Raw genomic sequence first — 20,541 nt, 5'->3', positions numbered from 1 at the left:
GTGAGCCGCCTGCTATTGAACTGCGACATCGGCGAGAGCTTCGGCAACTGGACCATGGGTCTGGACGCCGAGGTCATGCCCTTCATTGATTGCGCCAACATCGCCTGCGGTTTCCATGCCGGCGACCCGAGCATCATGCGCAAGACTGTCAGCCTGGCCCTGAGCCACGGCGTGAAGATTGGCGCGCACCCGGCCTATCAGGATCTTGCGGGATTCGGCCGCCGTTCCATGGCTTACACCGCCCAGGAACTTCAAGACCTGCTGCATTACCAGATCGGTGCGCTGGACGGCATCTGCCGTGCTCAAAACGGGCAGGTCAGTTACGTCAAACCCCACGGCGCGATGTACAACGACATGATGGCCAATCCTGCACAATTGCGGGCGGTGATTGAGGCTGTGGCTGCCTATGACCCGTTTCTACCGCTTATGCTCATGGCCACCCGTGACAACAGTGCAGCTCAGGCGCTGGGCGATGAATACGGCGTGACCCTGTGGTTCGAAGCCTTTGCCGACCGCGCCTACGACCGCGCCGGGATGCTGGTTTCGCGGCAACTGCCGGGCGCGGTGCATCACGATCCCGAGAAAATCATTGAGCAAGCGCTGATCATCGCCCGTGGCGATCACCTCACGGCCAATGACGGCAGCGCCTTGCATTTGCAGGCCAACACCCTCTGCGTGCACGGCGATAACGCCAGTTCGGTGGCGGCCGTGCGGCGTATCCGCGAGGCCTTGAACCAGCAGAGCGCGTCATGAAACCACGGGTGGAAGTGGTGGCGCTGGACTGTCTGATGGTGCGCCTGTTCGATGAAATCGCCGAAGCGAACATGCCGTGGATGCTCGCGGCCAGTGAAAGTCTGCGCGCTGCGTTTGGCGGGCATTTGATCGATTTGGTGCCGTCTTATACGACGTTGATGGTGCATTACGCTTTAACCGCGCTGAGTCCGGCCCAGGCGCGGGAATTGATTGCTGAAGCGTTGATCGATCTGTCGCCCAACGCCAGCACTACGGGCAAATGCCATGTGTTGCCGGTCTGGTACGACTTGAGTGTCGGCCCGGAATTGAGTCTGTTATCGCAACGCAGCGGGTTGGCGGTGGACGAGGTCATCCGCCGTCACAGCGAGCGCGAGTACCAAGTGTTCGCGCTGGGCTTTGCGCCGGGTTTTGCCTTCATGGGTTTGGTCGAGGAAGTGCTGGCCGCGCCGCGCTTGAACACGCCACGTAAGAAAGTGGCAGCGGGTAGCGTGGGAATTGCCGAACGACAAACCGCCGCTTATCCGGTGGTATCCCCCGGCGGTTGGAACCTGATCGGCCGCACCCCGGCCAAACTGTTCGACCGTGAACGGGATGGCTACAGCCTGATGCAACCCGGCGATACGGTGCGTTTCGAAGCCGTCAGCCATGCCGAATTCATCAACTTGGGCGGCGACGATACGCCACTGGAGGCCCAGGCATGAGCCGTCTAAGCATTGAAGCAAGTACGCCGCTATGTCTGTTGCAGGACGCCGGCCGTTTCGGCGTGCGGCACTTGGGCGTGACCCAGGGCGGCGGCCTGGATTGGCGCTCGATGTCGTGGGCCAATTGGTTGCTGGGCAATGGGCTGGATGCACCGGTGATCGAAATCACCCTCGGCGGCTTTACCGTGGTGGCCGAAGAGGATTGCGTGCTGGCGCTGGCCGGGGCGGACCTGGGCGCGCAAGTGAATGGCGAGGCGTTGGCGCCGTGGCGCAGTTTCCGGCTGCACAAAGGTCAGCGACTGCATTTCACCCAACCGGTGCTCGGAGCGCGGGCCTATCTCGCCGCGCCGGGCGGATTTGATGCGCCGAAAGTGTTGGGCAGCAGTGCGACGGTGGTCCGCGAGGAACTCGGCGGCCTCGATGGCATGGGCCGGCCATTGGCCAAGGATGCGCAGCTGAGCTATTCGGGCAGTGGGTTAATCCTGCTGCGGGAGTTGCCGCAGGAACATGTCCCGGATTTCAAACGCGATGCACCGCTGGACCTGGTGCTCGGCGCGCAGATCGGCGCGTTCAGCGGGCAAAGCCTGTTTGACGCGTTCAACAGCGCTTGGGTTTTGGACAGCCGCGCCGACCGCATGGGCATTCGCCTGTTGGGCACTCCGCTGGAATATCAGGGCAAGCCGATGATTTCCGAAGGCATCCCGCTGGGCGCCGTGCAGGTACCACCGGACGGGCAGCCGATTGTATTGGTCAATGATCGGCAGACCATTGGCGGTTATCCGCGACTGGGGGCGTTGACGCCGTTGGCGCTGGCGCGGCTGGCGCAGTGTTTGCCGGGGGCGAAGGTGCGGTTGCGGCCGGTGGTGCAGGACGTGGCGCATCGGGAGCAGGTCGCCTATCTGCGACGATTTGTTAACCGCTAAAAGCATCGCGAGCAAGCTCGCTCCCACATTGGATCGGTATTGCTCACATATTTTGTGAACAACACATCCCCCTGTGGGAGCGAGCTTGCTCGCGAAGGCGTCAGCCCTGCCAACGAAGATTACTTGGAAAGAAACCGCATCCCTTCCTCCAACCCCCGCAACGTCAGCGGATACATCCGGTCTTCAATCAAATCCCGCACGATATTGGTCGACGAGGTATAGCCCCACGTGTCTTTCGGGTAGGGGTTGATCCAGATGAGCTTCTTGTATTTCTCCATGAAGCGCTGCATCCACAGGTAGCCCGGTTCTTCGTTCCAGTGCTCGACGCTGCCGCCGGCCTGGGTGATTTCGTAGGGCGCCATGGCGGCGTCGCCGATGAAGATCACTTTGTAGTCGGCGCCATACTTGTGCAGCAAATCCTGCGTCGAAAAACGCTCGGAAGTGCGGCGCATGTTGTTCTTCCACACCGACTCATACACGAAGTTGTGGAAGTAGAAATACTCCAAATGCTTGAACTCGGTCTTGCAGGCCGAGAACAGTTCTTCGCAGATTTTCACATGGGCGTCCATCGAGCCGCCGATGTCGAACAGCAGCAACAGCTTGACGGTGTTGCGCCGCTCCGGGCGCATCTGGATGTTCAGCAGGCCGGCGTCGCGGGCGGTGTGGTCGATGGTGCCATCGATGTCCAGCTCTTCCGCCGCGCCCTGACGAGCAAACTTGCGCAGTCGGCGCAGGGCTACCTTGATGTTGCGCGTGCCGAGTTCCACCGAGTCGTCGAGGTTCTTGTACTCGCGCTGATCCCAGACTTTCACCGCTTTGCCCTGGCGCTTGCCGGCATCGCCGACCCGAATGCCTTCCGGGTTGAAGCCTCCAGAGCCGAACGGGCTGGTGCCGCCGGTGCCGATCCACTTGTTGCCGCCCGCGTGGCGTTCTTTCTGTTCTTCCAGGCGTTTCTTGAATTCTTCGATCAGCTTGTCCAAGCCACCGAGGGACTGGATCTGCGCCCGCTCTTCATCGCTCAGGGAACGTTCGAATTCCTTGCGCAGCCAATCTTCGGGAATCAACGCCTGAAGGTGATCGTCGAGTTTTTCCAGGCCATTGAAGTAGGCACCGAAGGCTCGGTCGAACTTGTCGAAATGCTTTTCGTCCTTCACCAGGATCGCCCGGGCCAAGTAATAAAACTCGTCCATGTCGGCGAAGATAACGCGCTGTTTCAGCGCGTTGATCAGGTCCAGCAGCTCGCGCACCGAGATCGGCACCTTGGCGGCGCGCATTTCATTGAACAGGTTGAGCAGCATGGCGATTGCCCTTATCGATTCTTAGCGAGAGCCGCGACGGCTCATGAACGCCAGACGCTCAAGCAGTTGCACGTCCTGTTCGTTCTTCACCAAAGCGCCGGCCAGCGGCGGGATGGCCTTGGTCGGATCGCGTTCGCGCAGCACCGCTTCGCCGATGTTGTCGGCCATCAGCAGTTTCAGCCAGTCCACCAGTTCGGAGGTCGATGGCTTCTTCTTCAGGCCCGGCACCTTGCGTACGTCGAAGAACACGTCCAGCGCTTCGCTGACCAGGTCTTTCTTGATGTCCGGGTAGTGCACGTCGACGATCCGCTGCATCGTCACGCGATCCGGGAAGGCGATGTAGTGGAAGAAGCAGCGGCGCAGGAACGCGTCCGGCAGCTCTTTTTCGTTGTTGGAGGTAATGATGATGATCGGGCGCTTCTTGGCCTTGATCGTCTCGTCGATCTCGTAAACGTAGAACTCCATCTTGTCGAGTTCTTGCAGCAGGTCGTTGGGGAATTCGATGTCAGCCTTGTCGATTTCGTCGATCAGCAGAATCACCCGCTCGTCGGATTCGAAGGCTTCCCACAACTTGCCCTTTTTCAGGTAATTGCGGACGTCGTGGACCTTTTCCGTACCCAGCTGCGAATCCCGCAGACGGCTGACCGCGTCGTACTCGTACAGGCCTTGATGCGCCTTGGTCGTGGACTTGATGTGCCATGTAATCAACCGGGCGCCAAAGGACTCGGCCAATTGCTCGGCGAGCATCGTTTTGCCAGTGCCCGGCTCGCCCTTGACCAGCAGCGGACGCTCCAGGGTGATAGCGGCGTTAACCGCTAGCTTCAAGTCATCGGTGGCGACGTAGGCCTGGGTGCCTTCGAACTTCATCTGCTAATCCTCGAACGGTAGCGCCGACCTGAACGGGCAGGGCGGGATGGAATAAATGTGATGCCCGACTATAACGCGCTGCCCGGTCGACTGTGAACGCAGACGGGTTATTCAGTCTCTGAATGGGGCGTCACATCTTGACTCAGTCTCGGCGCAAGGCCAGCATTCAGGTATCGCCGATTTGGCGATAGCCTTTGGGGCATGTCTTTTGTTGGAAGGCGGAAACGATGTTACCCATGAAGCGACCACGGTTGACGGCTGTAAAGGCTTTGCCGGACTACCGCTTGGCGTTGACCTTTATTGACGGTCAACAGCTGACGCTGGATTTGAGCCGCGATTTGTACGCTTATCCGGGGTTGCAACCATTGCTTGAGGTTCACGTCTTTGAAGGCGCGGCCCTCGGCGATGATGGCTGGACGGTGGAGTGGGCCGAGCCGGATATTCAGATTGGCGCGGACACTTTGTATCTGGATGCGCTCTCGCAAAATGCGGCCGACGAAAACACCCGGATCTTCATCGATTGGCGTGCTCGCACCGGGTTGCCTTTGAATCAAGCCGCCGAAGCGTTGGGCGTCAGCGCCCGCAGTATCAGCCGTTACAGCAGCGGACGTGAAGCGGTGCCAAAGTCATTGGCCCTGGCTTGCCTGGGCTGGGACTCCTTGCAACAACGACCCTCAACATTGGCGGCGGCCGAGGAAACCGGTCGCTACACGGTCACGCGTAAACCTTAACCGGCGTCCGGCTTCGGCTGCTCATACCGCGCATTGAACGCCTGGACAAAACCATTGCGCAAAATCTGCAAAAACGCCTGGAACGCGCTGATATCTTGCTGGTGCACGTTGCCGCTGAGTTCGACTTTGGTGGCGAACTGGTTCTTGCGCTGGTTTTTCAACACGGTTTCGGTGCTGCCGACGATGGCTTCCCAAACGGAGCGCAAGATTCCCTTGTTCTTGTTTTCGACATCCTGCTGCCAATTGAACACTTCGACGTCCCGCAGCAGCGGTTTGATGTAGCCCTTGAGCTGGCCCTTGTTGGCTTCGGCTTCGATCACCACATCACCGTGGCCGGCGTTGAAGTCGAATTTGCCGTAGGCCGAGGCGAAGTCGTTCATGCGTTTGAGTTCGATGTCCTTGGCCCGCAGGCGGAACTCGAAGTCTTCGAAATTGCTCAGGGGATCGAAGGTGGCGGTGGTTTCCAGCGGAGCATGGCCGAGTAACAGGGCCTTGCCTTCGAAACGGGCGTCGCGCTTGCCTTCGGTGTCGACCACGTTGGTCAGGTTGTAGAGGCTGGCGTTGACTTGGGTGGCATTCATGTTCACGGGCGGGGTGGAGTTGAAGTTCCGGAAGCTGATTTTGCCGTCGTTGATTCGTACTTCGTTAAGCGTGATCGGCAGCAATTTGCCCAATTGCGCGCGCCAATCGGTGCCCCGACCGGTCTGGGAGTTCTGCTTGTTGGCGCCGCCATCGACGAAGTTCACTTCGGGTTGGATGAATTGCACTTCGGCCACCACGGCATGGTCGTACCAGAGCGAATGCCAACTGACGGACAGATCGATCAGCGGCGCATTGACGAAAGGCACCGGAACTTTGCCGTCGACCTTGACGATCTTCAGTCCGTTGATTTTGTAGGCGCCGCGCCACAGGGCGAGGTCCACGTCGGTGACTTGGCCACGGTAGTCGCCCATGTCCGCCAGTTTGTCATTCAGGTAGTTGCGCACCATATAGGGTAGGGCGATATCCAGCGCTACCAACAACACAACGAGGCCGGCGAGGGTCCATAGGGGCCAACTGTATCGACGCTTCATGATGGCAATTCCTTGGCAGTGTTAAGCCATTGACTGCGGGCGCCACCGGTCGTTCGACCTGACTGGACGACCACCGGCAACAGGCATACCTTGGAACGCTTATTCAACGCTGCATAAGGACCCAGCCATGAGTCGTATTTTCGCTGACAACGCCCACTCCATCGGCAATACGCCGCTGGTGCAGATCAACCGCATCGCGCCGCGCGGCGTGACCATCCTGGCCAAGATCGAGGGGCGCAACCCCGGTTATTCGGTCAAATGCCGGATCGGCGCGAACATGATCTGGGACGCCGAAAGCACCGGCAAACTCAAGCCTGGCATGACCATTGTGGAGCCGACTTCGGGTAACACCGGCATTGGCCTGGCGTTTGTAGCCGCTGCCCGTGGCTACAAGCTGATGCTGACCATGCCCGCGTCCATGAGTATCGAGCGACGCAAGGTGCTCAAGGCGCTCGGGGCCGAACTGGTACTGACCGAGCCGGCCAAGGGCATGAAAGGCGCGATCGAAAAGGCTGCGGACATTCTCGCCAGCGACCCGGCCAAATACTTCATGCCGGCGCAGTTCGAAAACCCGGCCAACCCGGCCATCCACGAAAAGACCACCGGCCCGGAAATCTGGAACGACACCGACGGCGCGGTCGATGTGTTGGTGGCAGGCGTCGGAACCGGTGGAACCATTACCGGTGTTTCGCGGTATATCAAGAATACCCAAGGCAAACCGATTCTCTCGGTGGCCGTGGAGCCCGTGTCGTCGCCAGTGATCACGCAGAAACTGGCCGGCGAAGAAATCAAGCCGAGCCCGCACAAGATTCAGGGCATTGGCGCCGGTTTTGTGCCGAAGAACCTCGATTTGTCGATCGTCGACCGGGTTGAACTGGTGACCGATGACGAATCCAAGGCGATGGCCCTGCGCTTGATGCAGGAAGAAGGGATTTTGTGCGGTATCTCGTGTGGTGCGGCGATGGCGGTTGCAGTGCGGTTGGCCGAAACCCCGGAAATGCAGGGCAAGACCATCGTGGTGATCCTGCCGGATTCCGGCGAGCGTTACTTGTCGAGCATGTTGTTCAGTGATCTGTTTACCGAGGCCGAGAACCATCAATAAAAAGATAGCAGCCTGCGGCAGCGCCTACGCCGATCGAGGTTTTCAGTAGGAGCTGCCGCAGGCTGCGATCTTTTGATCTTGATGATTCAGGTCAGCCTTCGTTCAGCAACCTTATGTTAATAAATGCTTTGTTGCGCAATCCTTAACACTGAATGTTCAGTTATGTGGGTTTTTCCCCGGGCCGGTAGTGGTTATCATGGCCGGCTGCCACGTCGGGTAAATGGCGTTGTGCAAAGTAGCTTATATCTCAAGGAGTCGTTGATGACCTTTTCCTTTGCCGCGAAGGCGTCGGTGCTGTTGTTGTTCCTCGGCAGCACTCTTTATGTGCATTTGCGCGGCAAGGCACGGCTGCCGGTCCTGCGGCAGTTTGTCAACCACTCGGCACTGTTTGCCCCCTATAACGCCCTGATGTACCTGTTCTCCGGCGTTCCGTCCAAACCCTACCTCGATCGCAGCAAGTTCCCGGAACTGGATGTGCTCAGGGACAACTGGGAAGTCATCCGCGACGAAGCCATGCACCTGTTCGACGAAGGCTATATCCGCGCCGCTGAAAAGAACAACGACGCCGGTTTTGGCTCGTTCTTCAAGAAGGGCTGGAAGCGTTTCTACCTCAAGTGGTACGACAAACCTTTGCCATCGGCCGAAGCCCTGTGCCCGAAAACCGTCGCGCTGGTCAGCAGCATCCCCAACGTCAAGGGCGCCATGTTTGCCTTGTTGCCCGGCGGCAGCCATCTCAACCCGCACCGCGATCCGTTCGCCGGCTCCCTGCGCTATCACCTGGGGCTGTCGACGCCGAACTCCGACGATTGCCGCATCTTCGTCGACGGTCAGGTCTACGCCTGGCGTGATGGCGAAGACGTGATGTTCGATGAAACCTACGTGCACTGGGTCAAGAACGAAACCGAAAAGACCCGGGTCATCCTGTTCTGCGACATCGAACGACCGCTGAGCAACCGCATCATGACCCGCATCAACCGTTGGGTCAGCGGCCTGCTGGGCCGCGCCACCGCACCGCAAAACCTGGACGATGAACGCGTTGGCGGGATCAACCGGGCTTACGCCTGGAGCAAGAACTCCAGCGACAAGTTCAGCGGCGTGGTGAAACAGTGGAAGCGTCGGCATCCCAAGGCTTATCGCGTACTGCGGCCGGTGTTGGCGGTGGTGGTGTTGACGCTGTTGGGGTATTGGTTGTTTGGGTGATTCCGGGCAAGTAATGAAAAACCGCTCATTCGAGCGGTTTTTTTTTGCTGTCTTTACCAGCGCCCCGCTAGTACGTCAGGTTCACCTTCGATGCCCTCAACGAGTATTTGCAAAAAACGACGTTGATTTGCTGATAGCTCTGCAGTAACTGGCTTGTTTTGTGTTTCGGATGATCGTTTTTTTATGGGGGATTTTTTAATCGCTTTGCGCATATCTCCTCCGGTTTTGATCATTAATTGAGCAGTTTTCACAATACTAGACCCTCCACGGCAATGACAAGTCGACCTTCAGAATCAAATGCAAAGCCGAGTTGTTGATAAACAGAAATCGCACCTTCCAGTGGTTCCTGAACCTCAATGTATTTGCTGCCTAAAATTTGCGCATACCGGTCAATCGCCATCATTGCCAGTGTCGCAATACGGCGCTTTAAAGGATGTGCTGCCCCCGGTCGCCCTTCCAATCGTACGATTCGGATTCGTTGCCGACTGTTGTTCGGATTCGCGAAGCATAGTCCGCACAGCTCCTCGTCGAACCAGATGGCAATATCCAGAGACAAGGGCTCCTTAGCTTTCCATCCTATGACCTCATCCCATAAAAAGTGTGGATACTCCCAGCGTTCGCAAGCATCCAGAGCCTGTGCATTGATGGCTTCGAACCGAACCTGTGATAGATCAGTTTTCGTTGGGCCAGCCAGGTTCAGTCGATGCTGCAACTGAGCAGCGCTGGTTGCAGCAAGATTTCTAGCCCTCGATTTATATAGCTGATACCGAATGTGCGTCCGTTCCCTTGGCATGTGATCTCGTGCATTCCATGTCCCCGTTGGCGGGCTGATCCGTTCTTTTGAAGGGTAGGGCGCTCATACGGAGCTGTCGCTACTGGCCCTTTGACCAAGTCATTGCAATCTATGTCGCGGACTGGCTATAGTCGCCACTCGCCTGCTCCCTCCAGCAGGCCCTCAAAAAAGATCAGCCCATGCCTGCATCCCACATCAACGCGGTAGTCGATTCAGCGGTCAACGCTGGCGTCGTGCCGTGCGGGATTCAGCAGCCTGCGCAGATCAGTCATTACCCCCCTCCTGTCAGTAGCACGCCGGTGTGCGCAGTCGTATCACCGCCAGGCGTTGGCATTTCGGGCTGATCAGCTTTTTCTGCTGTTCCTCTGCTCGTCTGAAAAGTCTTCGTCTGAGAAAACTACTGAACTTCAGCCTCGGCTGACTTGGCTTTTTTGCCTGATGACAGGTGGTATTTCATGTTTGTCCTTTCGAAAAAAACCGCGCTCGCGGCGGCGTCCACGAGCCTGTTCGTTCTGCTGTGGAGCAGCGGGGCGATCTTCTCCAAATGGGGCCTGGCCCACGCATCACCGTTTGCCTTTCTGCTGTTTCGATTCGTCATCGCCCTGTGCGGGTTGGTGCTATTGGTGCCGTTGCTCAAGCTGAAACTGCCCAAGGGCGGCAAGCCGATGCTGTACGCGATGGCCACGGGCGTGGTGCTGCTGGGGGCTTATCAGATTTTCTATCTGCTGGCCCTGGACCTGAAGGTTACGCCCGGCGTGATGGCGACGATCATGGGCGTGCAGCCGATCCTCACCGTGGTGATCATGGAGCGCCAACGTTCAGCCAGCCGAATGTTCGGCCTCGCGCTCGGCTTGGCCGGGTTGATCATGGTGGTTTACCAGGGTATCGGCCTGGCAGGGATGTCGTTGGCCGGGATGCTCTTTGGCTTGCTGGCGCTGGCGAGCATGACCTTCGGTTCGATCATGCAAAAACGTATCACCGACAATCCCCTCGGCACGCTGCCGGTGCAGTACTTGGCCGGGTTGTTGGTCTGCGGGATTTTCGTACCGTTCCAGCCGTTTCATTTTGAACACGGCACCGGGTTCATCGTGCCGGTGTTGTGGATGGGGTTGGTGGTGTCGGTGCTGGCGACGTTGCTGCTGTATCGACTGATCGCACGGGGCAATCTGGTGAATGTCACCAGCCTGTTTTACCTGGTGCCGGCGGTGACGGCGGTGATGGATTACCTGATTTTTGGTAATCGGCTGGCGCTGTTGAGCGTGCTGGGGATGTTGCTGATTATTGTTGGATTGGTGTTTGTATTTCGTCAGTCGCGTTAACGCAGGCTGAGGGTCCTACAACGAATGTGCGCGCTGTCGCAGCAGCGCACAACTTTCCAAGACGTTTCCTACGACGTACCCTGTTGCCGCGTTTTGGTATCGACCTCTATAGTTTTGTCTCGCGGAAAATTCCGCGAAATGACCTTGGCCGGTCGGTTACGGGACGTCAGCGTGTCCAACAACATTTCAGGCAGTTAATGCCTGAAATGTTGTGTTATGGCGGCTGTGCGTGGGACACCCGCGGGTGTGCCGGTTCTCCTGTCCGGTCGGCCAACCCGCGTACGGCTGCCACCTTTCGTATGGCCGCGAATGGTGACAGCTCTAATTACAGGAGTTTTACCAGTGAACGACCAAATCATGCCGCGTTACCTCCCCATCGATACCTACGACGCCGACAATCCAGTCCTCTACATCAACACCCACCGAGAACTCAGCGACATCGCCGCTTGCGCCATGCACCGCTTCAGCGTGATCCGCGACCTGACCGACACCCTGTCCAGCCTCAACCTCACCGGCATTTCCGACTGCGACCTGACCCGCGTCACCCGCGCGGTGCACCTGTTGGCGCGCGAAGGCTGCGCCATGCTCAATGTGGTCCAGGCGCGGGCGTTGCAGCGGGAAGAGGGATACAAAGCGGCGGTGTAGCAACTGACGGCTGAATAACCCTGTAGGAGCTGCCGAAGGCTGCGATCTTTTGATCTTGTTTTTTAAGATCAGGATCAAGATCAAAAGATCGCAGCCTTCGGCAGCTCCTACGGGCGTGTGGCCACTTCTACCGGCTTCACCACCGCCGGCTTCAACACCAGCCACAACGCCGCCGCAATCAACACCCCGCCATAAATGTGCGCCATCGACAACGGCTCATCCAGCAATAACGCGCCCCACAACACACCGAACGGCGGGATCATGAAAGTCACGGTCATCGACTTCACCGGGCCGATCGAGCTGAGCAGTCGGAAGTAAACGATGTAGGCAAACGCGGTGCAGACCAGGCCCAAGCCCAGCAGTGACAACCAGACATTCCAGCCGCCCCAGTTTGCCGGTGGATTGCTGATCACGCTGTAGCCGAACAGCGGCAACAGGAACAACGTCGCGCCGAGCATGCTGCCCAGCGCCGAGAGGCGACTGTCGAGGCCACCGGCGTGATCCAGCCAGCGCCGGGCGAGGAACCCGGCGAAGCCGTAGCACGTGGTGGCGAGCAGGCAGGCGAGGGCGCCCATCAGCAATTGCATATCGAACGCCACCGGCCCGGCGCGGGTCAGCACGCCGACGCCGAGCAGCCCGAGGAACACTCCGCTGAGTTTGGCCACGGTGAGTTTTTCATGGAAAAACAGCCCGCCGATCAACACGCCCATCAACGGCGTGGTGGCGTTGAAGATCGCCGAGTAACCGGCCGGCAGCACTTGCGCGGCCACGGAATACAGGGTCGCCGGAATCCCGGAGTTGATCACCCCGAGCAGCATCACGGTCTTGAGTTTGTCTTTGAAATCCCAACTGATGCGCATCAGCCCGAGGATCACCAGCAAGCCGACAGCGGCAATCGACACCCGGAAAAACGCCGTGGGAATGGTGCCAATCACCGGGGCGATGACTCGCATAAACAGGAAACTCGCGCCCCAGATCGCCGCCAGCGACAGTAAACGGAAAATATCGACAGGGCTCACGGTGGACTCCTTCCTTTATGGGGGCGGAAGTGTTGCCGAGAGCCCTGCGGATCGCAACCGGAAATCGGGCATTAAATTAAACACGGCCCTATGGCGAGCGAGCTTTTCTGTGGTGAGGGGGGCTTGCCCCTTCACCACAATTATTCTGTAGCCCCAGTTAAATGACGAAGCGCGTCACCAACCCATTAAGGTCCACCGCCAAACGCGACAACTCCTGGCTGGCCGCAGAGGTCTGGGTGGCGCCGGCGGCGGTCTGGGTCGAGAGGTCGCGGATGTTCACCAGATTCTGATCGACCTCCCGCGCCACCAGCGCTTGCTGCTCGGCGGCGCTGGCGATCACCAGATTGCGCTGGTTGATTTGCGAGATCGACGCGGTGATTTTTTCCAGCGCATGCCCGGCGCTATTGGCCCGGCGCAAGGTCTGGTTGGCTTGCTCGGCGCTGCTTTGCAACGCGCTGACCGTGGCCCCGGTGCCGTGCTGGATATTGTTGATCATCAGCTCGATTTCTTCGGTGGAATTCTGCGTGCGCTGGGCCAGCGAACGCACCTCGTCGGCGACCACGGCAAACCCGCGCCCGGCCTCACCGGCCCGAGCCGCTTCGATGGCGGCGTTGAGCGCCAGCAGGTTGGTTTGCCCGGCAATGCCGCGAATCACCTCCAACACTTTGCTGATGTCCTGAGCCTGACCCGCCAACCCCTCGGCCTGTTGCGAGGCACCGAGCACTTCGCTGACCAGTCCTTGGATCGAGGTGATGGTTTCGCTGACCTGAACATGCCCGTGCTTGCTGTCCTCATTCGAAGCCTGGGACGCCTCGGCGCTGGACACCGCATTGGCCGCCACTTCGTCCACCGCGGTGCTCATCTCGGTGACGGCCGTGGCGGCTTGCTCGATCTGATCGTTCTGCAGTTGCAGGCCACGGGTGCTTTCTTCCATCACCGAGCTCATTTCCTCGGCGGCGGAAGCGAGTTGTTGCGCCGAGTCGCTGATGCCGCGAATGGTCGTGCGCAAATGGCTTTGCATGTCGGCCAGGGCGTCGAGCAGGTGCGCCGCTTCGTCGTTGCCGTGGCTGACCACTTGGCCGCTCAGGTCGCCGGCGGCGATACGCCGGGCCACGCTCAGGGCCTGATTGATCGGCGTGGTGATGCTGCGGGTCAGCAGCCAGGCGAGTGCCAGGGTGGCGAACAGCGCAACCACGATGATTGAGCCCACAATCCACTGCGCCCGCTGATACATCTTCGCGGCCTCGGCGGAGGCGGCTTCGGCGCCTTGCTGATTGAAACTGATCATGGCTTCCAGGGATTTATCCAGCACGCTGCCCTGGGGCGCCAGTTCCGAGTTGAGCCGGGCGTAGGCCTGTTCAGTCTGGCCGGCGTCGATCTGCGCAATGATCTGGTCGAGAATTGCCATGTACTTGGCCACGTCCGCGCTCAGGCTGGCGAGCATGGCCCGCTCCTGGTCACTGGCAAGCAACTGCTTGTGATCGTTGAGGCGCTTGAGCAATTCCTGACGCTGGACGCTGATCATGCCTTTGCTTTTTTCCCGCACGGCCGGCTGATTGACGGCGATCAACCGCAGGGATTCGAGGCGGATGGTGGCGATATTCGTCGCACTGTCGTGAATGCTCTCGATGCTCGGCATCCACGACTCTTCGATCACGGTGGCGCTCTGGCGCAGGGTCGCCATCTGACCCAGGCCGAATAGACCGACCACCATCAGCAGGCTGGCCAAAACGGCGAAACTCAAACCGGCGCGCAAACCTATGCGCATGTTCCTGATTGACATCAAATGTGCTCCTTGGGCGATTTGGGATGGAGTCCTCGTGTACCGAGAATCTTGTTGTTAGGCGGGTGATGGCGGCTTGTATATCAAAGTGCCATCATTTTGGTAAGACCAATCTGTAAGGCTCTGTTTCGGGGGATGCAGGGCAGGTGAGGATCGAACCCTGCCTGATTAGGGGTTTGAGGTGACTGAGCGGGCTGATTGCTGACCAGTCGGTCGACTAAAAAATCGTCGCAAGCGGTGCTCGACCCTCGACATCAATGGCAAAAATTACGCTTCTCCTGCACCCGGTTCACTGGCTAAGCTCAGGGCTCCGAAATTCCCGCAGAGGTCTCACCATGCCGCAGCATTGGCCCGCCGCCGATATCGCCCGATTGATCCTCGACGGCTTTGACGACTACCGCGAGCATTTCCGGCAGATCACCGACGGTGCCCGGGCCCGTTTCGAACAGGCGCAGTGGCAGGAGACGCAATCGGCGTCGGCGGCGCGGATCAATCTGTACGAAGACAAAGTCGGCGAAACGGTGGAGCGGCTGCGGGCGTCTTTCGAGCCCGACACGCTGATGGACGTGAGCTGCTGGCCACTGGTCAAGAGCGCCTACATCACGTTGATCGACCTGCGTTTCGACGATGAACTGTCCGAGACCTGGTACAACTCGATCTTCTGCGGGCTGTTCAGACACGACCTGATCAGCGACGGCTGCATGTTCATCCACACCACCCGTCCGAGCCTGCGCCGGGCCCGCGCCGCGCAAACCCGCACCTACAAGCCGCAGGGGCATTTGTCGGAAATGTTGGCGAGCATCTTTGCCGACTACCGCTTCAGCGAGGATTACGCCGACCTGACCGGCGACCTGCGCCGCCTCGAAGCGCAACTGCGGGAAAACCTGCCGGACTGGGTCTGCAAGGACCCGGAACTGTCCGTCGAACTGTTCTCCTCGGTGCTTTACCGCAACAAAGGCGCGTACCTGGTCGGGCGCATCTACACCCAGGACGAACAATGGCCGCTGGTCATCCCGTTGCTGCACCGCGAAGGGCGCGGCATCCAGATCGACGCGCTGATCACCGATGAAGCGGATGTGTCGATCATCTTCTCCTTCACCCGTTCGTATTTCATGGTGGATGTGCCGGTGCCGGCGGAGTTCATCGGCTTCCTCAAGCGCATCCTGCCGGGCAAGCACATTGCCGAGTTGTACACCTCGATCGGTTTCTATAAACACGGCAAGTCCGAGTTCTATCGGGCGCTGATCAATCATCTGGCCAACACCGACGACCAGTTCATCATGGCCCCCGGCGTGCGCGGCATGGTCATGAGCGTGTTCACCCTGCCGGGTTTCAACACCGTGTTCAAAATCATCAAGGACCGTTTCTCGCCGTCGAAAAACGTCGACCGCGCCACGGTGATCGAGAAGTATCGACTGGTGAAAAGCGTCGACCGGGTTGGGCGCATGGCCGACACCCAGGAATTCGCCGACTTCCGTTTTCCGCTGAGCAAGTTCGAGCCGGCGTGTCTGGAAGAATTGCTCGACGTGGCGCCGTCCACGGTGTCGGTCGAAGGCGACACGGTGCTGATCCGCCACTGCTGGACCGAACGGCGCATGACGCCGCTGAACCTCTACCTGGAAAACGCCAACGAGGCGCAGGTGCGCGAGGCGTTGGAAGATTATGGGCTGGCGATCAAGCAACTGGCGGCGGCGAATATCTTTCCCGGCGACATGCTGCTGAAGAACTTCGGCGTCACCCGGCATGGGCGCGTGGTGTTTTATGACTACGATGAGATTTGTTTCCTGACCGAAGCCAACTTCCGCCACATCCCGCAACCGCGCACACCGGAAGATGAAATGGCCTCCGAGCCGTGGTATTCGATCGGGCCGCTGGATGTGTTTCCGGAGGAGTTTCCGCCGTTTCTGTTTGCCGATTCCGGGCAGCGCAAGTTGTTCGATCAGTTGCATGGCGAGCTTTATAACGCCGATTACTGGAAGAGCTTGCAGGAGGCGATTCGCGCCGGGAAAGTCATTGATGTGTTTCCGTATCGGCGCAAGGGAATGGATAACGAGTGAAGACTGACATCCACCCCTCACCCCAACCCTCTCCCCAAAGGGGAGAGGGGAAAGGGAGCCGATCTTCATGCTTTTCAGATCCTGAGTTCGACTCGGTATCTCAGGTCGCAAAATTTCGAAAGCACACATAGGTCAGTCCCCTCGCCCCTTTGGGGAGAGGGTTAGGGAGAGGGGGGGATTTCTCTGACACGCCAAACACCACCCAAATCTGCGACAATCGCTCCCCTGCGCCACTAGACGACTTATTGCGTACCTGATGACTGACGAATCGCCTTCCATCGACAAACTGCTGAAAAACCTCGATCACGCCATGATTGCCGACCGCCACCGGCTGCGGCGGCAGTTGCTTGAGCTGCGCAAGAAACCTGACGAGGCCAAGCTCGCCCAGTGGGTGACGCGCATGCAGGCGTCCTGTGATCAGGTGTTGGCGCGGCGTGCCAGCCTGCCGGTGATTCGTTACGACGACAGTTTGCCGATCGCCGCCAAGCGCGACGAAATCAAAGAGGCACTGCTCAAGCATCAGGTGCTGATCATTGCCGGCGAAACCGGCTCGGGTAAAACCACCCAGTTGCCGAAAATCTGCCTGGAAATCGGTCGCGGTCAGCATGGCCTGATCGGCCACACCCAGCCGCGCCGAATCGCTGCACGCAGCGTCGCCAGTCGGGTGGCCGAGGAATTGGCCACGCCGCTGGGCGCGCTGGTCGGCTATCAGGTGCGATTCGAGGACCAGAGCGATTCCAACACCCTGATCAAGTTGATGACCGACGGCATCCTGCTGGCGGAAACCCAGAACGACCGCTACCTCGAACGCTACGACACGATCATCGTCGACGAAGCCCACGAACGCAGCCTCAACATCGACTTCCTGCTCGGTTACCTGAAAACCCTGCTGCCGCGTCGTCCGGACCTGAAAGTCATCATCACCTCGGCGACCATCGACCTGGAGCGTTTCTCCAAACATTTCGATGACGCGCCGATTGTCGAAGTCTCCGGCCGCACCTTCCCGGTAGACACCTGGTATCGCCCACTGACCCTGGAGCAGGACGAAGAGGGCAACCGCGTCGAGGATGACTTGACCGTGGACCAGGCGATCCTCGCCACCCTCGACGAAATCGCCGCGTTCGAACGCAGCGAGCGCAAGAGCCCCGGCGATGTGCTGGTGTTCCTGCCCGGCGAGCGGGAGATTCGCGACGCGGCGGACATGCTGCGCAAGGCCCAGCTCAAGCACACCGAAATCCTGCCGCTCTACGCGCGGTTGTCGCCGGCCGAGCAGCAGCGGATTTTCCAGTCGCACCCGGGGCGTCGCGTGGTGCTGGCGACCAACGTCGCGGAAACCTCGCTGACCGTGCCGGGCATCCGTTACGTGATCGACAGCGGCACTGCGCGCATCAGTCGCTACAGCTATCGCGCCAAGGTCCAGCGCCTGCCCATCGAAGCGATTTCCCAGGCCAGCGCCAACCAGCGTAAAGGTCGCTGCGGGCGGGTCGAGCCGGGTATTTGCATTCGTCTTTACGGCGAAGAGGATTTCATCGGCCGGCCGGAATTTACCGACCCGGAAATCCTGCGCACCAACCTCGCCGCCGTTATTTTGCAGATGCTGCACCTGCGCCTCGGTGAGATCACCGATTTCCCGTTTATCGAGCCGCCGGATGGCAAGGCGATCAGCGACGGTTTCAACCTGCTGCAAGAACTGTCGGCGGTGGACCGCAACAGCCAACTGACCCCGCTCGGTCGCAACCTGGCGCGCTTGCCGGTGGACCCGCGCATGGGCCGCATGCTGCTGGAAGCGGCGAAACTCGGCAGCTTGCAGGAAGTGCTGATCGTCGCCAGCGCCATGTCGATCCAGGACCCGCGCGAGCGTCCACCGGAGCGCCAACAAGCGGCGGACCAGGCCCACGCACAATGGAAAGACGTGGATTCTGACTTCGCCGGGCTGGTCAATCTGTGGCGCGGTTTTGAAGAGCAGCGCCAGGCGCTGACCGCCAGTCCGCTGCGTAATTGGTGTCGCAAGAATTTCCTCAACTATTTGCGTCTGCGCGAGTGGCGCGACTCGCACCGCCAGTTGAGCCTGATCTGCCGCGACATGCAGTTGACCCTCAACAAAGAACCGGCGGATTACCCGAAGCTGCACAAAGCCGTGCTCTCGGGCCTGCTCAGCCAGATCGGCCAGAAAACCGAGGACGGCGACTACCTCGGCGCCCGTCAGCGGCGTTTCTGGATTCACCCGTCGTCGGGGCTGGGCAAGAAGCGTCCGCAATGGCTGATGACCGCCGAACTGGTGGAAACCACCAAGCTCTATGCGCGCATGGTGGCCAAGATTGACGCCGACTGGATCGAGCCGCTGGCCGGGCACCTGATCAAGAAAAACCACTTCGAACCCCATTGGGAGAAGAAGCGTGGGCAGGTTGTGGCGTTTGAGCAGATCACCTTGTTCGGACTGATTATCGTCGGGCGCCGGCCGGTGCATTACGGGCCGATTGATCCGGTGGTGTCCCGTGAGTTTTTCATTCGCGAAGGTCTGGTGCGCGGTGAGATTCAGTCCAAGGCCAAGTGCCTGACGGCGAATGCGCAGTTGCTGGAACAGCTCGACGAACTGGAAGCCAAGGCCCGTCGTCGCGACATTCTGGCCGACGAAGAAACCCTGTTCGCCTTCTACGACGCGCGGCTGCCGGCGGAGATTCACCAGACCGCGACCTTCGACAGTTGGTACAAGGTCAACAGCCAGAAAGACCCGCAGTTGCTGATCATGCGCGAAGAAGACGTGCTGGCCCGCGAGGCCAGTGAAGTCACCGCGCTGCATTACCCGGACACGTTGCACATCGGCGATCTGGAACTGGCCCTGAGTTACCACTTCGAACCGAACCACCCGCGTGACGGCGTGACCCTGCGCGTGCCGGCGCCGCTGTTGCCGATGCTGCCGCCGGAACGCCTGGAATGGCTGGTGCCGGGCGTGATCGAGGCCAAATGCGTGGCGTTGGTGCGCAACCTGCCCAAAGTCCTGCGCAAGAACTTCGTGCCGGTACCGGACTTCGTCAAAGCCGCGTTGCAGCGCATGACCTTCGCCGAGGGCTCGTTGCCCCAGGCCTTGGGCCGCGAACTGTTGCGCATGACCGGGGCGCGGGTCAGCGATGAAGCCTGGGCGGAAGCCTCGCAGCAGGTCGACAGCCATTTGCGTATGAACCTGGAAATCGTCGACGGCCAGGGCAAGTTTCTTGGCGAAGGGCGGGATCTGGCCGAGCTGACCGCGCGTTTCGCTGAAGCCAGCCAAGCCGCATTGGCCGTGCCGCAAACTGCGAAAAACCAGCAACCGGTGGAGCCGAAAGTCTTCGCTGCCGTCGCCGAAAAGACCCAGCAGAAGATCGCCGGGCTGTCGATGACGGTGTATCCGGCGTTGGTGGAAGAGAGCGGCACGGTCAAGGAAGGGCGTTTCTCGACCCCGGCCGAGGCCGAGTTCCAGCATCGCCGCGCGTTGCAGCGTTTGTTGATGCAGCAATTGGCCGAGCCGGCGAAATTCCTGCGCGGCAAGTTGCCGGGGCTGACCGAGCTGGGCCTGATGTACCGCGAACTGGGGCGCATCGATGCTTTGGTCGAAGACATTCTGCTGGCGAGCCTCGACAGCTGCATTCTCGACGGCGAAGACCCGCTGCCCCGGGATGGCGCCGGGTTGGCGTCACTGGCCGAACGCAAGCGCGGCGGCTGGACCGAACACGCCGAGCGTCTGGCGAAGCTGACCCTGGAGATTCTCAAGCTCTGGCACGGTCTGCAAAAACGCTTCAAGGGCAAGATCGACCTGGCCCAGGCCGTGGCGTTGAATGACATCAAGCAGCAGCTCAGCCATCTGGTGTATCCGGGTTTTGTCCGGGAAACGCCGATGCAATGGCTCAAGGAGTTGCCGCGTTATCTGAAAGCGGTCGAGCAACGCTTTGAGAAAATCGGCGCGCAAGTGCAGCGGGATCGGGTGTGGAGCGGCGAATTGTCGGGTTTGTGGGCGCAGTATCAAACCCGCGCCAACAAACACGCCCAGGAAGGCAAGCGCGATCCGCAACTGGAGCTTTATCGTTGGTGGCTGGAGGAATACCGGGTTTCCCTGTTCGCCCAGCAATTGGGGACCAAAGTGCCGATCTCCGACAAACGCCTGAACAAACAGTGGACTCAAGTGGAGCCATAACCCCAATACCCTGTGGCCACTGCATGCCAATGTAGGAGCTGCCGTAGGCTGCGATCTTTTGATCTTCCGGTGTCGAGGCAAAAGAAAGATCAAAAGATCGCAGCCTTCG

Annotated in this window: 17 protein-coding genes; 10 read left to right on the top strand and 7 right to left on the bottom strand. The window is 59.6% G+C overall.

Features of this window, described 5'->3' with window-relative positions:
* Genes HB680_RS03760 through HB680_RS03750 form a run of 3 tightly spaced genes read left to right on the top strand, consistent with a single transcriptional unit; the run spans position 1 to position 2,377 of the window.
* Positions 1–753, top strand: a complete 753-nt coding sequence (locus tag HB680_RS03760) for a 5-oxoprolinase subunit PxpA (protein ID WP_213937250.1) — start codon at positions 1–3, stop codon at positions 751–753.
* Positions 750–1,454: an allophanate hydrolase subunit 1 gene (locus tag HB680_RS03755; protein WP_213937248.1), complete on the top strand. Its 705-nt coding sequence runs from the start codon at positions 750–752 to the stop codon at positions 1,452–1,454. Before HB680_RS03760 ends, HB680_RS03755 begins: the two co-directional genes overlap by 4 nt.
* Positions 1,451–2,377, top strand: coding sequence for a biotin-dependent carboxyltransferase family protein (locus HB680_RS03750; protein WP_213937246.1), 927 nt, complete (start codon positions 1,451–1,453; stop codon positions 2,375–2,377). Before HB680_RS03755 ends, HB680_RS03750 begins: the two co-directional genes overlap by 4 nt.
* 119 nt (positions 2,378–2,496) lie before the next feature.
* Here HB680_RS03750 and HB680_RS03745 read toward each other — a convergent pair whose 3' ends face one another.
* A complete protein-coding gene (locus HB680_RS03745) occupies positions 2,497–3,675 on the bottom strand; it encodes a VWA domain-containing protein (protein WP_213937244.1) in 1,179 nt (392 codons plus the stop codon).
* Positions 3,676–3,696: 21 nt separating this feature from the next.
* Entirely contained in the window at positions 3,697–4,542 is an 846-nt protein-coding gene (locus HB680_RS03740; protein WP_213937242.1) for a MoxR family ATPase, read from the bottom strand.
* A 227-nt stretch (positions 4,543–4,769) separates the two neighbouring features.
* Here HB680_RS03740 and HB680_RS03735 point away from each other — a divergent pair, with 227 nt between their 5' ends.
* Entirely contained in the window at positions 4,770–5,273 is a 504-nt protein-coding gene (locus HB680_RS03735; RefSeq protein WP_213937240.1) for a DUF2442 domain-containing protein, read from the top strand.
* Here the strand turns inward: HB680_RS03735 and HB680_RS03730 are convergent.
* Positions 5,270–6,346, bottom strand: coding sequence for a DUF748 domain-containing protein (locus tag HB680_RS03730; protein ID WP_213937238.1), 1,077 nt, complete (start codon positions 6,344–6,346; stop codon positions 5,270–5,272). The two genes, HB680_RS03735 and HB680_RS03730, sit on opposite strands and share 4 nt — an antisense overlap.
* A 127-nt stretch (positions 6,347–6,473) precedes the next feature.
* On the opposite strand from HB680_RS03730, the gene cysK reads away from it, so the two are divergent.
* Both cysK and HB680_RS03720 read left to right on the top strand, forming a co-directional pair.
* On the top strand, positions 6,474–7,448 hold the full coding sequence (gene cysK / locus HB680_RS03725) for a cysteine synthase A (protein ID WP_213937237.1): 975 nt from the start codon (positions 6,474–6,476) through the stop codon (positions 7,446–7,448).
* Between the two features lie 261 nt (positions 7,449–7,709).
* On the top strand, positions 7,710–8,648 hold the full coding sequence (locus tag HB680_RS03720) for an aspartyl/asparaginyl beta-hydroxylase domain-containing protein (protein WP_213937235.1): 939 nt from the start codon (positions 7,710–7,712) through the stop codon (positions 8,646–8,648).
* A 53-nt stretch (positions 8,649–8,701) separates the two neighbouring features.
* Here HB680_RS03720 and HB680_RS03715 read toward each other — a convergent pair whose 3' ends face one another.
* Positions 8,702–8,899 carry a hypothetical protein gene (locus tag HB680_RS03715; protein WP_213937605.1) on the bottom strand — a complete coding sequence of 66 codons (198 nt, stop codon included), beginning with the start codon at positions 8,897–8,899 and terminating at the stop codon, positions 8,702–8,704.
* Positions 8,896–9,441, bottom strand: a complete 546-nt coding sequence (locus HB680_RS03710; RefSeq protein ID WP_213937233.1) for a hypothetical protein — start codon at positions 9,439–9,441, stop codon at positions 8,896–8,898. The genes HB680_RS03715 and HB680_RS03710 overlap by 4 nt, the downstream gene beginning before the upstream one ends.
* A gap of 455 nt (positions 9,442–9,896) precedes the next feature.
* Here HB680_RS03710 and HB680_RS03705 point away from each other — a divergent pair, with 455 nt between their 5' ends.
* Together HB680_RS03705 and HB680_RS03700 are read left to right on the top strand one after the other, a co-directional pair.
* Positions 9,897–10,760, top strand: a complete 864-nt coding sequence (locus HB680_RS03705) for a DMT family transporter (RefSeq protein WP_213937231.1) — start codon at positions 9,897–9,899, stop codon at positions 10,758–10,760.
* A gap of 342 nt (positions 10,761–11,102) precedes the next feature.
* Positions 11,103–11,405, top strand: a complete 303-nt coding sequence (locus HB680_RS03700) for a hypothetical protein (RefSeq protein ID WP_213937229.1) — start codon at positions 11,103–11,105, stop codon at positions 11,403–11,405.
* A 107-nt stretch (positions 11,406–11,512) separates the two neighbouring features.
* Here HB680_RS03700 and HB680_RS03695 read toward each other — a convergent pair whose 3' ends face one another.
* The gene (locus tag HB680_RS03695; protein WP_213937227.1) at positions 11,513–12,424 is read right to left on the bottom strand and encodes an EamA family transporter; all 912 of its coding nucleotides are present in this window, start codon (positions 12,422–12,424) and stop codon (positions 11,513–11,515) included.
* Positions 12,425–12,581: 157 nt separating this feature from the next.
* Complete coding sequence (locus HB680_RS03690) at positions 12,582–14,207, bottom strand: methyl-accepting chemotaxis protein (RefSeq protein WP_213937225.1); 1,626 nt, start codon at positions 14,205–14,207, stop codon at positions 12,582–12,584.
* Between the two features lie 335 nt (positions 14,208–14,542).
* Here HB680_RS03690 and aceK point away from each other — a divergent pair, with 335 nt between their 5' ends.
* Positions 14,543–16,264, top strand: a complete 1,722-nt coding sequence (gene aceK, locus HB680_RS03685) for a bifunctional isocitrate dehydrogenase kinase/phosphatase (RefSeq protein ID WP_213937223.1) — start codon at positions 14,543–14,545, stop codon at positions 16,262–16,264.
* Between the two features lie 256 nt (positions 16,265–16,520).
* Entirely contained in the window at positions 16,521–20,432 is a 3,912-nt protein-coding gene (gene hrpA / locus HB680_RS03680; RefSeq protein ID WP_213937221.1) for an ATP-dependent RNA helicase HrpA, read from the top strand.
* Positions 20,433–20,541: the final 109 nt, after the last annotated feature.

The organism is Pseudomonas sp. dw_612, from assembly GCF_018449725.1.
Lineage (GTDB): Bacteria > Pseudomonadota > Gammaproteobacteria > Pseudomonadales > Pseudomonadaceae > Aquipseudomonas.
This window is presented reverse-complemented; position numbering and strand designations above follow the sequence as displayed.

Bases quoted from the DNA above. Each gene is read 5' to 3' on its own strand.
- HB680_RS03750 (WP_213937246.1), top strand. From the start codon at position 1,451: ATGAGCCGTCTAAGCATTGAAGCAAGTACGCCGCTATGTCTGTTGCAG.
- aceK (WP_213937223.1), top strand. From the start codon at position 14,543: ATGCCGCAGCATTGGCCCGCCGCCGATATCGCCCGATTGATCCTCGAC.
- HB680_RS03745 (WP_213937244.1), bottom strand. From the start codon at position 3,675: ATGCTGCTCAACCTGTTCAATGAAATGCGCGCCGCCAAGGTGCCGATC.
- hrpA (WP_213937221.1), top strand. From the start codon at position 16,521: ATGACTGACGAATCGCCTTCCATCGACAAACTGCTGAAAAACCTCGAT.
- HB680_RS03710 (WP_213937233.1), bottom strand. From the start codon at position 9,441: ATGCCAAGGGAACGGACGCACATTCGGTATCAGCTATATAAATCGAGG.
- HB680_RS03755 (WP_213937248.1), top strand. From the start codon at position 750: ATGAAACCACGGGTGGAAGTGGTGGCGCTGGACTGTCTGATGGTGCGC.
- HB680_RS03735 (WP_213937240.1), top strand. From the start codon at position 4,770: ATGTTACCCATGAAGCGACCACGGTTGACGGCTGTAAAGGCTTTGCCG.
- HB680_RS03705 (WP_213937231.1), top strand. From the start codon at position 9,897: ATGTTTGTCCTTTCGAAAAAAACCGCGCTCGCGGCGGCGTCCACGAGC.
- HB680_RS03740 (WP_213937242.1), bottom strand. From the start codon at position 4,542: ATGAAGTTCGAAGGCACCCAGGCCTACGTCGCCACCGATGACTTGAAG.
- cysK (WP_213937237.1), top strand. From the start codon at position 6,474: ATGAGTCGTATTTTCGCTGACAACGCCCACTCCATCGGCAATACGCCG.
- HB680_RS03720 (WP_213937235.1), top strand. From the start codon at position 7,710: ATGACCTTTTCCTTTGCCGCGAAGGCGTCGGTGCTGTTGTTGTTCCTC.
- HB680_RS03730 (WP_213937238.1), bottom strand. From the start codon at position 6,346: ATGAAGCGTCGATACAGTTGGCCCCTATGGACCCTCGCCGGCCTCGTT.
- HB680_RS03690 (WP_213937225.1), bottom strand. From the start codon at position 14,207: ATGTCAATCAGGAACATGCGCATAGGTTTGCGCGCCGGTTTGAGTTTC.